Raw genomic sequence first — 12,702 nt, forward strand, 5'->3', positions numbered from 1 at the left:
GTCTCCGGTCAGAAGTCGCTATCGAGGCCGTCTTGAACCTGCTCGGCGGCGCGCAACACGGCGCGTGCCTTGTTCTCGGTCTCTTGCCATTCGGACTCGGGCACCGAATCCGCGACGACACCCGCTGCCGCCTGCACATACAGATTGCCGTTCGCGATCACGCCGGTGCGGATCGTGATGGCGAGATCCATTTCGCCAGTGAACGACAGGTAACCGACCGCACCGCCGTACAGCCCGCGTTTGACGGGCTCCAGTTCGTCGATCAGTTCCATGGCGCGCACCTTCGGCGCCCCCGACAGCGTGCCGGCCGGGAAAGTGGCGCGCAATACGTCGAAATTGGTGGTGCCGGGCTTCAGCTTGCCTTCCACCGAGCTCACGATGTGCTGCACGTGCGAGTACTTCTCGATCACCATCTTGTCGGTCACGACCACCGAGCCGATCTGCGCGATGCGGCCCACGTCGTTACGCGCGAGGTCGATCAGCATGACGTGCTCGGCGACTTCCTTCGGGTCGTTCAGCAATTCGGTGGCGAGTTCGGCGTCGCGTTCCGGCGTGTTGCCGCGCGGACGCGTGCCGGCGAGCGGCCGGATCGTGACGATACGGTCTTCGCCGCGCTTTTCCTGGCGCACCAGAATTTCGGGCGACGCCCCCACCACGTGGAAGTCGCCGAAGTTGTAGTAATACATATACGGCGACGGATTCAGCGAGCGCAGCGCGCGATACAACGAGAGCGGATTGTCGCGGAACGGCTTGGTCAGGCGTTGGCCGACCTGTACTTGCATCAGTTCGCCGGCGGCGATGTATTCCTTCGCCTTGCGCACGGCGGTGAGGTAATCGTCTTTGGCGAATTCGCGGTAGGTCTCGGTGCGCACGCTGGCCGACGTGACCGGCGGCTGAACGGTCGTGCGCAAACGCTGACGCAATTCACGCAGACGCTGCTTGGCCTTGGTGTAAGCCTCGGGCTGCGTCGGATCGGCGTAGACCACCAGATAGAGTTTGCCCGCGAGGTTGTCGATCACCGCGACTTCTTCGGTCAGCAGCAACTGGATATCGGGCAGATTCAGGTCGTCCGGCGGCGCGGTGTGCGCGAGCTTTTTCTCGATGTAACGCACGGCGTCGTAACCGAAATAACCAGCCAGACCGCCCGCGAAACGCGGTAGCCCAGGGCGTTGCGCCACTTTGAAACGCGCCTGGAATTGCTGGATGAACTCGAGCGGATCGCCTTCGTGCGTTTCGACGACCTTGCCGTCGCGCACGATTTCGGAGATACCGTTCCGAGTACGTAGCAGCGTCCGCGCCGGCAAGCCGATGAACGAATAGCGGCCGAAGCGTTCGCCACCCACCACCGATTCGAGCAGGAACGAGTTCGCGCCGTTGCGCTCGCTCTGCGCGAGCTTCAGATACAGCGAGAGCGGCGTTTCGAGGTCTGCGAGCGCTTCGGCGATCAGCGGAATGCGATTGAAACCCTCGTTGGCGAGGGACTGGAATTCGAGTTCGGTCATGTTCCGATCCTGTACGGTGATCCGGCGGCAGCATGCGTCGGACAAAGCGGGGCGTTGCGCGGCCGGTCAGGGCGTTCGTTCGACAGTTTCGACACGATGATGATACCGACCGGCGCGAGTTTCCCATCGACGCGTGCAAGCAGTGTCGGCGCAAGACGGTACTTTGTGGGTACACGCAGGCCGAATCAACCGATGCAGCGAAACCAAACAATGGAAAAAACGCGTGAGCGCAGCGAAGCAAAAAACGGTTGCCGAAGACGAGCTTCAGCGTACCTCAGGCGAGGTTAGCGCGACCAGCGACGCCAGGGCCAAGCTCCCCGGTCGATGCTAATCAGACTCCGTTTTTTGTTCAGAAACATGAGAATGGTGGACTTTTCAGGTCGTTGATTGGTGCGCTGCGATCGCCTTGGCGGCGTCGAGCAGCGAGGCAACTATACCATCGGATTTTATTTCTTGTATAGCGCGACCATGGTTGTAGCCGTAGGGTACGGTCAACGTTGCCATGCCCGCCGCACGGCCGGCCAGCGCGTCGTTTTCCGAATCGCCGATCGCCACCGTGGCTTGCGGCTCGACGCCTAACTGTGCCGCGGCGGTCAGCATGGGCAGCGGGTCGGGCTTCTTTTTCGCGAGGCTGTCGCCGCCTAGCACGACGCTGAAATATTGGGCGAGCCCGTATTGCTGCAACAGCTCGACTGCGAACCGGTGCGGCTTGTTGGTCACGCAGGCGAGTTTGATGCCGGCCTCGCGCATGGCGCTCAGGCCGGCTTCCACGTCGGGATAGAGCCGCGTGTGCATGCCGTTGATCTTTGCGTACTCTTCCTGATAGATCGCGAGCGCTTCGTCGAAACGGTCTTGCGCATGCTCCGTTTCGTAACGCTGCGCCAGCACGCTGCGGATCAGATGCTCCGAACCCTTGCCGACATAACCGACCACTTCCTCACGCGAGGTTTCCGTCGCGTCGAGTTGCGCGAGCATGCCGTTCAGACCGGCGGTGAAATCGTCGGCGGTATCGACCATCGTGCCGTCGAGGTCGATGATCGCGGCCCGCAGGCGCGGACCGGTGAATGTCGGCGTTGGGAAAGGGACGTGAAGCGGTGCGGTCATAGGTCGTGCCGGTTTCAGTGCTGGATATTGGCGAGCGCCGCGCGCATCTTTTCGATCACGACCTTGTGATCCGGCTGGCCAAAGATTGCCGAGCCGGCTACGAACGTGTCCGCGCCGGCCGCTGCGATTTCGGCGATGTTGTCGACCTTCACGCCGCCATCCACTTCCAGATGAATCTCGCGGCCGGTGCGCTCCTTGTACGCGTTGATACGCGCGCGCGCTTCGCGCAGCTTGTTGAGCGCTTCCGGAATGAACGACTGACCGCCGAAGCCCGGATTCACCGACATGATCAGCACGAGGTCGACTTTGTCCATGACGTGATCGAGGTAATTCAGCGACGTAGCCGGATTGAACACCAGGCCGGCCTTGCAGCCGTGGTCGCGAATCAGCGACAGCGTGCGGTCGATATGGTCCGAGCCTTCAGGATGAAAGCTGATCAGATTCGCGCCGGCCTTGGCGAAATCCGGCACGATCCGGTCGACCGGACGCACCATCAGATGCACGTCGATCGGCACGTCCACGTGCGGGCGGATCGCCTCGCACACGAGCGGCCCGATGGTCAGGTTCGGCACGTAATGGTTGTCCATCACGTCGAAGTGAATCCAGTCGGCGCCGGCGGCGACGACGTTGCGCACTTCCTCTCCCAGACGGGCGAAGTCGGCGGACAGAATGCTGGGGGCAATGCGGAATTGCGTCATGGCGGGGAAGGATGCAAGCGGGAAAGCATCATTTTACCGTTTTGTGCGGTTGGGAACCGGCTCGCGGACGGCGCGCGTCACTTTCGCGATGCACGCCGTGAAGATGACAAAACGTCTGAGCGGCCCTTGGCCAGAGGGATTTGTCCGGTTGCGGGCCTGACGCGCATCAAGCAGAATGCCAATCCATGAGCACCGCATCACCGGTGCGCCCGCAAACCATTGGCATGCGGGCTTTCCCGCGATTTTTCACAGCCCGTTTCACCAGATCGGAATCAGGATGAGCCAGTACGAATTCAGCGTCTCGGCGCAGGTGCAATTTCTGCCCGAAGAGTCGGACCCGGAGCGCCGCCAGTATGCGTTCGCATACACGCTGACCATCCGCAATACTGGCCAGGTGCCGGCGCAATTAATTGCGCGGCATTGGGTGATTACCGACAGCGACAATAGCGAGCAGGAAGTGAAAGGGCTGGGCGTGGTCGGCCATCAGCCGCTGCTCAAACCAGGCGAGCACTTCGAATATACGAGTTGGGCGGTGATCGGCACGCCGGTCGGCACCATGCGCGGCGAATATTTTTGTGTGGCGGAAGACGGCGAGCGTTTCGAAGCGCCGGTACCGGAATTCATCCTGCGCATGCCGCGTACTTTGCATTGAACCGAGGCCGCTGACGGCGGTCTCTTAAACACTCCGACGCGCTCGGGCTTTTACTACGCAGCAGGTTTTTTACGCAGCAGGTCTACTGCGGGTTTTGTGGGTTTTGCTGTTTATGCTGTTCGGTCGAGTGGGCGCGTGTGATTTTCTTCTTGCCGGACGACGTCCACACCACGATAAAAACCAGCAGGAAAAGCGCGAGGAGCGACTCCAGCGCGAAGATGAGCATTGGGTATTCGTCGAACAGATCAGACATGGCGGTTTCCATCAAGAACGAACATTGTATGCGGTTTGTCCGCACGGCCGGAGCATGGCTCGGCGCGCTTTCGGTTGCGGTGATGCTGGCGTCCTGCGGAGGCGGCGGCGCGGTCCGGCCTTCGGTGTCACCGCCCACCGGTGCCGCGATCATACCCGGACAGATTGCCGCGACTCGGCTCACGGCGGTTGCGTGGCAACAGGTACCGGGTTGGCAGGACGACTCGCTGATCGGCGCGACTGCCGCGCTGCGGCAAAATTGCGTGAGACTGGCGCGTCAGCCGAATTGGGCGCGCGCATGTGCCGCGGCCTCACAAATCGACGATCTCGACGTCACCGGCGCGCGGGCCTTTTTCGAGGCCTATTTCACGCCGTTCCAGCTAGCGAATAACGACGGCACGCTCGACGGCCTCGTCACCGGTTACTACGAGCCTTTGCTGCGTGGTTCGCGCACGCGTCACGGCGTGTATCAGACCGCGTTGTATCGCTGGCCGTCCGGCTATCGCGCGGGCGCGCCGCTGCCGGTGCGCGCGCAGCTCGAACGCGCGGGCGTGCTTAACGGCAATGAACTGGTCTGGGTCGACGATCCGATCGAAGCGTTCTTCCTGCAGGTTCAAGGCTCCGGCCGGATCGTGATGGAAGACGGCAGCGTGATGCGACTCGGTTTTGGCGGCACGAACAATCAGCCGTACAAGTCGATTGGACGCTGGTTGCTGGATCGTAACGAACTCACGCCGGCGCAGGCAACCATGCAAGGTATCAAGGCGTGGGCGCGCGCGAATCCGACCCGCGTCGATGCGCTGCTGGATACGAACCCGCGCTTTGTGTTCTTCCGCGAAATGCCTTCCGGCGAAGGTGTGCCGGGCGGCGGGGCGGATGGTCCGATCGGCGCACTCGGTGTGCCTTTGACGCCGGAGCGTTCGATCGCGGTCGACCCGTCCTCGATTCCGCTGGGCACGCCGGTTTTTTTGCAGACCACACGCCCGCTGACCAACTCGCCGATGAATCGCCTCGTCTTCGCACAAGACACCGGCTCCGCGATCAAGGGCGGGGTACGCGCGGATTACTTCTGGGGTCTCGGCGATGACGCCGGCGACCTGGCCGGGAAGATGAAGCAGGGTGGCCGGATGTGGTTGTTGTTGCCGAATTCGTGAGGGTGAGGCTGGGGCTTGAGGGCTTCGGCTGTCGGTGATTTCGGCCTTTGGCGATCTTCGGCTTTCGGCAGGCTTGGGTTGCGGGTGAAGCGGCGGATTTCGTTTTGAAAACCGCCGTCTTCAACAGCCGCTTTCGCTGCTTTAGCCGCTTTTCATCAGATGCAGTCCTTCCTCAACGCATCAAAGCCCGGACTTGCGCTTGTCCACCACGCGCCGCGCTTTGCCCACCGAACGTTCAATCCCGTTCACCGCCAGCACATTCACTACGGCACTCACGCCGATCAATGCCTTGATGTCGTAAGTCAATGCCTGCTTTGCCGTGGTCAACGCGGCAGTATCCGGCGCCGTCTCGGGGCAAGGTTCGACGTTCAGCGTCAACACGTCGAGCGGCCCTTCCTTGGTCAGCACGATCTGATAGTGCGGCGCGAGCGCATGCTGCTTGAGCAGAAGCTCTTCGATTTGCGTCGGGAAAACGTTCACGCCGCGCACAATCATCATGTCGTCCGAACGACCCGTGATCTTCTCCATGCGGCGCATGGTGCGAGCTGTGCCTGGCAGGAGTCGAGTCAAATCGCGTGTCCGATAGCGGACGATAGGCAGCGCTTCCTTGGTCAACGACGTGAACACCAGTTCGCCGAGTTCACCGTCGGGCAGCACTTCGCCGGTTTCGGGATCGATGATCTCGGGGTAGAAATAATCTTCCCAGATGGTCGGGCCGTCTTTCGTTTCCACACATTCCGATGCCACGCCCGGCCCCATCACTTCGGACAGGCCGTAAATGTCGACCGCGTCGATGCCCATGCGTTTTTCAATGGCCTGACGCATGTCGTTGGTCCACGGTTCCGCGCCGAAGATGCCGAGGCGCAGCGAGCAGGCGGCCGGGTCGATGCCTTGACGCTCGAGTTCATCCGCGATCGAGAGCATGTAGCTCGGCGTCACCATGATGATGTCCGGCCGGAAATCCTGAATCAGCTGGACCTGTTTTTCGGTCTGACCGCCGCCGAACGGAATCACGGTGAGCCCCGCGCGTTCCGCACCGTAGTGAGCGCCGAGGCCGCCGGTAAAGAGACCGTAGCCATAGCTCACATGAACCTTGTCGCCGCGCCGCGCGCCGGCCGCACGGATGGAACGCGCGACAAGGTTCGCCCACGTGTCGATGTCGCGTGCGGTGTAGCCCACCACGGTCGGCTTGCCGGTCGTACCGGACGACGCGTGAATCCGCGAGATCTGTTCCTGCGGCACGGCGAACATGCCGAAGGGATAGCTGTCGCGCAGATCCTTCTTGGTCGTGAAGGGAAAGCGCGCCAGATCCGCGAGGGTTTTCACTTCGCTGGGATGCACACCGGCTTCGTCGAACTTGCGACGATAGACCGGTGAATTTTCATAGGCGTGGTTCAACGACCATTTGAGCCGTTCAAGTTGAAGCGCGGCTAGTTCGTCGCGGCTGGCGGTCTCGATGGGATCGAGCGGAAGGGCGGTGGTCATCGAATGTCTCCTTGCTGCCTCAATGCCTGGGTCTATGTACGGTGCGCTTGCGCGCAAAACTGGGGCGGGCTGATGTTGATGAATCTCGTGTTCGCTAGTTCTTCGACTAGTCGCCACTTTGTGCTGCGGAATTTGCCGCCTGATTACTACGGTTACCACGACGACCGCCACGCTTTCGCGAGCGGTTCATCGCGACGTTTCCGTGCGTCCTTCGTTCAATCCCCTGCGGGAATCAGGTTGCCTTTAATCTGCGCCGATTTGCCGCGAAACATCGCAACGGTTTCTTCGGCGCGATTCGTGACACGAATGTCGTAAATGCCGGTGCGTCCGCTCAGTGTCTGTTCGACCGCTTCCGCCGTCAGCACGTCGCCGCCATGCACCGGACGCAGGAATTCGATCGAGCAACCAGCTGCCACCGTGTTGATGTTGTACGTATTGCAGGCGAACGCGAACGTGGAATCGGCAAGCGTGAAAATCAGGCCGCCGTGACAAATCTGGTGACCATTCAGAAAGTCTTCGCGCACAGCCATACGCAAACGTGCGTAGCCGGGGCGGACTTCCAGTATGTCGAGGCCGAGCGCCTTGCTGCACGCGTCGTTTTCGTACATCGCGGCTGCGGTCGCGCGGGCGAGTTCGTCTGGCGTCATCTGGCTGGGTTGGCCGGGTTGGCTGGTGTGGCTGGTCTGTGCGGGCATCTCAGCGGCCCTCGAAACGTGGCGCACGCTTGTCGACGAAAGCCTGGACGCCTTCCGCGTAATCGTGGGAAGCGCCGAGCTCACGCTGCAGATCACGTTCGAGGTCGAGTTGCTGATCCAGGGTTTGCGTCGCACCTGCACGCATGGCGTGTTTGATCGCCGCGATCGCGCGCGTGGGTTGCTGCGCGAGTTGGCTCGCCAGTTTGGCAACGGTGCCGGCGAGTTCTGCGTCGTCGACCACTTGCCAGATCAATCCCCAGCTCTCGGCTTTTTCGGCGCCGAGTTTGTCGCCGGTAATGGCGAGTCCCATCGCGCGCGCCATACCGATGCGTTGCGGCAGGAACCAGGTGCCGCCTGAATCAGGCACGAGGCCGATCTTCACGAACGCCTGGATGAAGCTCGCGGAGCGGGCTGCGAGCACGAGATCGCAGGCCAGTGCGAGGTTGGCGCCGGCGCCTGCGGCCGTGCCGTTCACTGCGGCGATCACGGGCATGGGCAGCGCTTGCAGGCGACGAATCAGCGGATTGAAATACGTGTCGATCAACTCGCCCAGATCGGTCATTGCGCCTGGCGTGAAGTCGAGATCGGCAAGATCCTGACCGGCACAGAAGCCGCGGCCCGCACCGGTGAGCACGAGCGCGCGAGCCGTGGACGCTTCCACCTGGTCGAGCGCGGCGCTCAATTCCTGATGCATTGCGCGCGTAAAGCTGTTCAGCTTGTCCGGGCGGTTCAGCGTAATGGTCGCTACACGGCTTGATGCATCTATATCCAGGCGAATCGCTTCATACGACATTGGGTGTCTCCTCAAAGTCTCTTAGATCGATGGACGCTTTGACGTTTGTGCGCTTGTATCAGAGCCGCTCGATGACCAGCGCGATGCCTTGGCCTACCCCGATGCACATCGTGCAAAGCGCGAAGCGGCCGTTGATCCGTTCCAACTGATACAGCGCAGTCGTGATCAGACGCGCGCCCGATGCACCGAGTGGATGGCCGAGCGCAATGGCGCCGCCGTTCGGATTGACACGTGGGTCGTCGTCACGCAATCCGAGCGTGCGCAGCACGGCCAGGCCTTGCGACGCAAAAGCTTCGTTCAACTCGATCACGTCGAATTGTTCGAGCGTCATGCCGAGTTGCTTCAACAGTTTCTGGGCGGCGGGCGCCGGGCCGATGCCCATGATGCGCGGCTCGACCCCCGCCGTTGCCATACCCACCACGCGAGCACGGCGATGCAGGCCGTACTGATCGGCAGCCTGTTGATTCGCCAGCAGCAGTGCACAGGCGCCGTCGTTCACACCGGACGCGTTGCCGGCCGTCACGCTGCCGTCGGGACGAACCACGCCTTTGAGCTTGCCCAGACTTTCGAGCGAGGTCGCCCGCGGATGCTCGTCGAGCATGACGCGCACCGGGTCGCCTTTCTTCACCGGAATGTCGACGCCGACGATTTCCTGGGCCAACGTACCGTCTTCCTGCGCACGAGCCGCCTTCTGCTGGCTCGCCAGTGCAAACAGATCCTGGTCCGCGCGGCTGATACTGAATTCGACCGCGACGTTTTCCGCCGTTTCCGGCATCGAGTCGACGCCGTATTGGCGTTTCATCAGCGGGTTGATGAAGCGCCAGCCAATGGTCGTGTCGTAAATGTCGGCTTGCCGCGCGAAGGCGCTAGCTGCCTTGCCCATAACGAATGGCGCCCGCGTCATGCTTTCCACGCCGCCGGCAATCATCAAACGCGCTTCACCCGCCTTGATGGCGCGTGCGGCGGTGCCGACCGCGTCCATGCCCGAGCCGCACAAACGGTTGATGGTCGCGCCGGGTGCGTCGGTCGGCAAACCTGCCAGTAGCGCGGACATGCGCGCGACGTTGCGGTTGTCTTCGCCGGCCTGATTGGCGCAACCGTAGATCACGTCGTCGAGCGCGCGCCAGTCGACGCCAGGATTGCGCTCGATCAGTGCCTTGATCGGCACCGCGCCGAGGTCGTCGGCTCGAACGTCCTTGAGGGCGCCGCCGTAGCGGCCGATCGGGGTGCGAATCGCGTCGCAAATGAAGGCGTCGTTCATATGAGCTCCTACGGGGGGGCGGACCGGCGCGAAATGCCGATCCGATGTCTCATGTTAGTTGGGAGGGCACGGCTAGGTCCATTCGGCCGAAAGGCATAGGACGAAAGCCGTGCTTTTGTCTTATGACTTTCAGCTAGCTACCGCCGGCGCCGCTTTCGGTTCAACATGAACGCGGCTTTGAATGACGCGGAAGCGGTTTGCCACGAAGGCCGCATCCGCCAGCGCTGCGTTGGCCGCCGGGTTGGCGCCCGTGCCGTGGAAGTCGGAAAACGCTGCCGACTGGTTGACGAATACGCCGCCGGTCAGATTGATCGACAGCGCCACGCCACCACGAACGGATGCCTCGTGCGCGTCGTCGAGCACGGCTTCGTCGGTGCTGTAGACCGATAGCGTCAGGGCGCCGTGCTCGGCGGCGATCGAGCCGGCGAGATCGAGCGACTGGGCAGTCGAGTCCGTCGCGATCACGAACGAGATCGGGCCGAACCATTCCTTGGTGAATTGGGCGTAGTCGGTTGTGGCATCCAGCTGCAGCACGAGCGGCGTGCGCACGCGGGCGGCGGCAAAGGCCGGGTGTTCGAGCGACTGGCTCTCGGCCAATACGCGGCCGAGCTTGGCTGCTTCGCCAATACGCTGGGTCACGCCATCGTTCTGGATTGCGCCGAGCAGTTCGACGGCGCGGGCCGGATCGGCAACCAGTTTTTGTACCGCGCCGGCAATGGCTTGCGCGACTTCGTCGAAACCGAGCGTACCGTCAGCGGTGCGAATGCCGCCGCGCGGCACGTAAATGTTTTGCGGTGCCGTGCACATCTGACCCGAGTACAGCGCGAGCGAAAAGGCGATGTTGCGGGCAACGGCTTTGATGTCGTCCACCGAGTCGATCACGATCTGGTTGACGCCGGCCTTCTCGGTGTAGACCTGTGCCTGATGCGCATTGCGCTCGAGCCAGGTGCCATTTTGCGTACTACCTGTGAAGTCGATCAGCTTGATCTCCGGGCGCAGTGCGAGGTCTTGGACGAGTGCGCCGTCGTTCGGCTCGGTGGCGAGCAGCGTGACGACGTTCGGGTCGAAACCGGCTTCACGCAAAACGTCGCGGGCAATTCGTACGGTCAGCGCCAGCGGCAGAATTGCGCCTGGGTGCGGTTTGACGATGACTGTGTTGCCGGTGGCCAGATCGGCGAAGAGGCCCGGGTAACCGTTCCACGTGGGGAACGTGCAGCAGCCGAGTACCAGGCCGATGCCGCGCGGCGCGACGGTATAGCGCTTGTGCATGGCGAGCGGCGGATTCTTGCCTTGCGGCTTTTCCCAGTGGGCGTCGGCCGGAATGCGGCGCAGTTGGTCCCATGCGTACACCACCGCTTCGAGCGCGCGGTCTTGTGCGTGGGGGCCACCCGCCTGGAAGGCCATCATGAACGCCTGACCGGTCGTGTGCATCACGCTGTAGCCGATTTCGAAGCTGGCGCGATTCACTCGTGCAAGGATTTCGAGGCACACGCCGATCCATGCTTGCGGACCCGCTGCGCGCCATTCACGTTGCGCGACTGCGGCCGCGGCGATCAGTGCTTCTGGATCGGCTTTCGGGTAGCGCACACCGAGCGGAAAGCCGAACGGCGAGACTTCGGTGCCGACGGTGTCTCCCGTCGACGGTTGGTCGAGTTCGAAGGTCGCATCGAGGTGTGCTTTGAATGCGGCTTCACCGTCCGCGTTGGCTGTTTCCCCGTACACTTTCGGACTGGGCATCTCGACGAACGGGCTCCAGTAGCCGCGCGTTTCGACCGCGGTGAGTGCCTTTTGCAGCGTGTCTTCGTGCTTGGTGAATAGCGGATGTGTCATGGCAGAGGGGCGTGACTGTACGTTGGGGAAAAGCCTGTCGAATAATTGACCGACCGGTTGGTTGGTCAATGTTAGCATTATTAAGATGGCTGCGCGAAGCGTTTTCGCGTGTGATTAATCATTAGGAGGCGGCATGGCTTACGAGAACATTCTGGTTGAGACACGAGGACGAGTCGGTTTGGTCACGCTGAATCGTCCGAAGGCGTTGAACGCCTTGAACGACGCGTTGATGGACGAGCTGGGCGCCGCGCTGCGCGAGTTCGATGCCGACGACGCGATCGGCGCGATCGTGATTACGGGCAGCGAGAAGGCGTTCGCTGCGGGCGCGGACATCGGCATGATGGCCACCTATTCTTATATGGATGTTTATAAGGGCGACTACATCACCCGCAATTGGGAGACAGTTCGGTCGATCCGTAAGCCGATCATTGCCGCTGTGGCGGGCTTTGCGCTCGGCGGCGGCTGCGAATTGGCGATGATGTGCGACATCATTTTCGCCGCCGATACCGCGAAGTTCGGTCAGCCGGAAATCAAGCTCGGCGTCATGCCGGGCGCCGGTGGTACGCAGCGGCTGCCTCGCGCCGTCTCCAAGGCGAAAGCAATGGACCTTTGTTTGACCGCACGTTTTATGGACGCTGCCGAAGCCGAGCGCGCTGGACTGGTTTCGCGTGTGATTCCTGCCGCCTCGCTGATCGACGAGGCGATTGCGGCTGCCGCCACCATTGCCGAATTCCCGCTGCCCGCTGTGATGATGGTGAAAGAGTCCGTCAACCGTGCTTACGAAACCACGCTCGCAGAGGGGGTTCATTTCGAGCGCCGCCTGTTCCACTCGCTGTTCGCCACGGAAGATCAGAAAGAGGGGATGGCTGCGTTCGTGGAGAAGCGCAAACCGGTTTTCAAGCACCGTTAATACTATTGTCAAAATAACGCTTGCAAGGCCCTGCGCGGGTCGCTAGAATCTCGCTCTTTCGTGCTTCGGACACCGGGGCACGGGAGGCGGGAGAGCCAGCAATGGCAAGGGTTTCAGCGAAGTGAACGGGTTCGGAAAGTTAGAAAAACCTGTTGACGACGCAGCGAAAGTTCTCCATAATCTCGTTTCTCTGCTGCAGATGCAGCGACGCAAAACGAAGCAGTGCCGGTAGTTGTGATGTTGGCGACGCGGGTGCGGCTCCGGTAGTGAGTGCGTAATCGATCTTTAAAAATTAACAGCCGATAAGTGTGGGCGCTTGATGCGAGACGCGAGGCGGATCTTTCGGGATCTGCCGCAAAGCGAAAG

At 61.8% G+C, this 12,702-nt stretch carries 13 protein-coding genes; 3 read left to right on the forward strand and 10 right to left on the reverse strand.

From position 1 onward, the window contains the following. Positions 1-8: 8 nt before the first annotated feature. From trpE to rpe, 3 genes are all read right to left on the reverse strand, one after another. Complete coding sequence (gene trpE, locus B0G83_RS31205; RefSeq protein WP_105511191.1) at positions 9-1,502, reverse strand: anthranilate synthase component I; 1,494 nt, start codon at positions 1,500-1,502, stop codon at positions 9-11. Between the two features lie 375 nt (positions 1,503-1,877). Further along, positions 1,878-2,606, reverse strand: coding sequence for a phosphoglycolate phosphatase (locus B0G83_RS31210; RefSeq protein ID WP_105511192.1), 729 nt, complete (start codon positions 2,604-2,606; stop codon positions 1,878-1,880). A 14-nt stretch (positions 2,607-2,620) separates the two neighbouring features. Continuing rightward, positions 2,621-3,304: a ribulose-phosphate 3-epimerase gene (gene rpe, locus B0G83_RS31215; RefSeq protein WP_105511193.1), complete on the reverse strand. Its 684-nt coding sequence runs from the start codon at positions 3,302-3,304 to the stop codon at positions 2,621-2,623. A gap of 277 nt (positions 3,305-3,581) precedes the next feature. Here rpe and apaG point away from each other — a divergent pair, with 277 nt between their 5' ends. Further along, positions 3,582-3,956 (forward strand): Co2+/Mg2+ efflux protein ApaG, encoded by a 375-nt coding sequence (apaG, locus tag B0G83_RS31220; protein ID WP_105511208.1) that lies wholly within the window; start codon positions 3,582-3,584, stop codon positions 3,954-3,956. Between the two features lie 82 nt (positions 3,957-4,038). Here the strand turns inward: apaG and B0G83_RS38775 are convergent, their stop codons facing one another. Continuing rightward, complete coding sequence (locus tag B0G83_RS38775; RefSeq protein ID WP_181157140.1) at positions 4,039-4,209, reverse strand: hypothetical protein; 171 nt, start codon at positions 4,207-4,209, stop codon at positions 4,039-4,041. A 28-nt stretch (positions 4,210-4,237) separates the two neighbouring features. Between B0G83_RS38775 and B0G83_RS31230 the strand changes: the two genes are divergently transcribed. Beyond that, a complete protein-coding gene (locus B0G83_RS31230; RefSeq protein WP_105511195.1) occupies positions 4,238-5,362 on the forward strand; it encodes a murein transglycosylase A in 1,125 nt (374 codons plus the stop codon). 180 nt (positions 5,363-5,542) lie between these two features. Here the strand turns inward: B0G83_RS31230 and paaK are convergent, their stop codons facing one another. From paaK to paaN, 5 genes are all read right to left on the reverse strand, one after another. Beyond that, positions 5,543-6,847, reverse strand: coding sequence for a phenylacetate--CoA ligase PaaK (paaK, locus tag B0G83_RS31235; RefSeq protein WP_105511196.1), 1,305 nt, complete (start codon positions 6,845-6,847; stop codon positions 5,543-5,545). A gap of 215 nt (positions 6,848-7,062) precedes the next feature. Continuing rightward, positions 7,063-7,542, reverse strand: coding sequence for a hydroxyphenylacetyl-CoA thioesterase PaaI (gene paaI / locus B0G83_RS31240; RefSeq protein WP_105511197.1), 480 nt, complete (start codon positions 7,540-7,542; stop codon positions 7,063-7,065). 1 nt (position 7,543) lies between these two features. Continuing rightward, positions 7,544-8,335, reverse strand: coding sequence for a 2-(1,2-epoxy-1,2-dihydrophenyl)acetyl-CoA isomerase PaaG (gene paaG, locus B0G83_RS31245; protein ID WP_105511198.1), 792 nt, complete (start codon positions 8,333-8,335; stop codon positions 7,544-7,546). Positions 8,336-8,393: 58 nt separating this feature from the next. Further along, a complete protein-coding gene (gene pcaF, locus B0G83_RS31250; RefSeq protein WP_105511199.1) occupies positions 8,394-9,596 on the reverse strand; it encodes a 3-oxoadipyl-CoA thiolase in 1,203 nt (400 codons plus the stop codon). Between the two features lie 129 nt (positions 9,597-9,725). After that, positions 9,726-11,426: a phenylacetic acid degradation protein PaaN gene (gene paaN / locus B0G83_RS31255; RefSeq protein WP_105511200.1), complete on the reverse strand. Its 1,701-nt coding sequence runs from the start codon at positions 11,424-11,426 to the stop codon at positions 9,726-9,728. Between the two features lie 133 nt (positions 11,427-11,559). Between paaN and B0G83_RS31260 the strand changes: the two genes are divergently transcribed. Then, complete coding sequence (locus tag B0G83_RS31260; RefSeq protein ID WP_105511201.1) at positions 11,560-12,336, forward strand: enoyl-CoA hydratase; 777 nt, start codon at positions 11,560-11,562, stop codon at positions 12,334-12,336. A 113-nt stretch (positions 12,337-12,449) separates the two neighbouring features. Here B0G83_RS31260 and B0G83_RS38935 read toward each other — a convergent pair. After that, on the reverse strand, positions 12,450-12,702 hold a 253-nt coding region (locus B0G83_RS38935), incomplete at its 5' end, for a hypothetical protein (protein ID WP_219849052.1).

Origin of the sequence: Paraburkholderia sp. BL21I4N1, from assembly GCF_002973525.1 — a bacterium.
Taxonomy (GTDB): domain Bacteria; phylum Pseudomonadota; class Gammaproteobacteria; order Burkholderiales; family Burkholderiaceae; genus Paraburkholderia.

What these genes read in the sequence shown, in the direction of transcription:
- rpe (WP_105511193.1), bottom strand. Translation starts at nt 3,304, where the DNA reads ATGACGCAATTCCGCATTGCCCCCAGCATTCTGTCCGCCGACTTCGCC.
- trpE (WP_105511191.1), bottom strand. Translation starts at nt 1,502, where the DNA reads ATGACCGAACTCGAATTCCAGTCCCTCGCCAACGAGGGTTTCAATCGC.
- pcaF (WP_105511199.1), bottom strand. Translation starts at nt 9,596, where the DNA reads ATGAACGACGCCTTCATTTGCGACGCGATTCGCACCCCGATCGGCCGC.
- apaG (WP_105511208.1), top strand. Translation starts at nt 3,582, where the DNA reads ATGAGCCAGTACGAATTCAGCGTCTCGGCGCAGGTGCAATTTCTGCCC.
- B0G83_RS38775 (WP_181157140.1), bottom strand. Translation starts at nt 4,209, where the DNA reads ATGTCTGATCTGTTCGACGAATACCCAATGCTCATCTTCGCGCTGGAG.
- paaN (WP_105511200.1), bottom strand. Translation starts at nt 11,426, where the DNA reads ATGACACATCCGCTATTCACCAAGCACGAAGACACGCTGCAAAAGGCA.
- paaG (WP_105511198.1), bottom strand. Translation starts at nt 8,335, where the DNA reads ATGTCGTATGAAGCGATTCGCCTGGATATAGATGCATCAAGCCGTGTA.
- paaI (WP_105511197.1), bottom strand. Translation starts at nt 7,542, where the DNA reads ATGCCCGCACAGACCAGCCACACCAGCCAACCCGGCCAACCCAGCCAG.
- B0G83_RS31210 (WP_105511192.1), bottom strand. Translation starts at nt 2,606, where the DNA reads ATGACCGCACCGCTTCACGTCCCTTTCCCAACGCCGACATTCACCGGT.
- B0G83_RS31230 (WP_105511195.1), top strand. Translation starts at nt 4,238, where the DNA reads ATGCGGTTTGTCCGCACGGCCGGAGCATGGCTCGGCGCGCTTTCGGTT.
- B0G83_RS31260 (WP_105511201.1), top strand. Translation starts at nt 11,560, where the DNA reads ATGGCTTACGAGAACATTCTGGTTGAGACACGAGGACGAGTCGGTTTG.
- paaK (WP_105511196.1), bottom strand. Translation starts at nt 6,847, where the DNA reads ATGACCACCGCCCTTCCGCTCGATCCCATCGAGACCGCCAGCCGCGAC.